The sequence below is a fragment of the Planctobacterium sp. R6 genome, assembly GCF_055755215.1.
Genome location: NZ_JBVTQY010000094.1, coordinates 1 through 1,260 on the forward strand (window position 1 = coordinate 1; position 1,260 = coordinate 1,260).

Genomic DNA, 1,260 nt, shown 5'->3' on the forward strand with positions numbered 1-1,260 from the left:
AAGGGTTTGAATATACTTGGTTAATTATTTCCAAACAATACTTCATGGCGGTATGTATCGCTTCCGGCACACCAGCCCATTTTCTGTGGCTTAGTCTTTTTTTTCTCATCTTTATGTTGGGTGAGCAGGTTCAGAGCCAGCCTTCTGAAACAGGCTATATTAACGGCTGATTCACCCGCATACATTCTTTGGTCATCCTCTTTGAACGTGACATCCAACACGTGATGACTGGCTTCTATGTACCAATGGCGTCGTGTGGCTTTCATCAACTCATCAAGAGTCAGTTGCTCGGTACAGACATAATAATGAGTCTCATGACTGGTTTTTCCGTGTACCGAGCGTTCCCTCACTACTGCTGCAATGGCTTTTAGATCCGACCACTTTCCTTTTAATTCCCCTTTGAGTCTGAGGTCTGTTGACCAAACAGTGCGGGTTTCCTTTCGACCATGTCCAGTTTCACTTTCACTCAAATAGGCCTGCTCGCTCTCGGGTAATGCCCAATACTTCTGAAACAGCGCATCCACAGCAGCATGCAGATTTGGTTGATTCTTCTTACACTGAATTACAGCAATCCCTTTCTGTTCTTTAATCTGACGGATGGTTTCCACCTGACAGTGAAGAGCATCTAACGTCAGAATTGCTCCGGTGATATCCAGAGACTCAATTAATTCCCTCGCCATAGCCAGTTCATTTCCTTTACCTCGTCCGGCTTTGTGATATAAAACTAATCCCTGTTCCACATCAAAAGCAGATACCATACTCAGTGGTGTAGAGCCGCTATATTTGGCGACACCGCGTACATCTTTACCATCGATTGCTATATGTTGAAACTGACTATCTTCCCTGACGGCGTTGATCCATGAAACCAGAGCTGCCATCAATGATTCAGGCTTCATGGTCCTGACGATGCGGGCGATATTTTGCTGAGTAGGGATCCCGTGTTCAAACGGCAGGTATTGCCTGAGCCAGTCCAATCGGGTTTCCCCAAAAATATGAATATCAGCCCATGTTTTACTGCCACTTACCAGCGAGCCAATCAGAAGGAAAGCCATTTCAAGAACGGGATAATCCTGATTAATGTGAGAACGAGTGTCTGAGACTTTTTGAAGATGAACAAGGATTTCCATAACCAGGCCTTTGTAAGCAAGAAACCGGGCCAGGATGGAATGAATACATCGCTGTGTAAAGCAAATTTATTAGCTTATGCCAAAATGTGATCTTAAGAACAAATGCTATATCAATAAGTTTGATCATGCCCTT

1 protein-coding gene is annotated in these 1,260 nt (G+C 44.2%); it reads right to left on the minus strand.

Annotated features, from left to right (window positions below):
- Window positions 1-20: 20 nt before the first annotated feature.
- Window positions 21-1,127: an ISAs1 family transposase gene (locus tag AC0J20_RS23280; RefSeq protein WP_473023596.1), complete on the minus strand. Its 1,107-nt coding sequence runs from the start codon at window positions 1,125-1,127 to the stop codon at window positions 21-23.
- Window positions 1,128-1,260 lie beyond the last annotated feature (133 nt).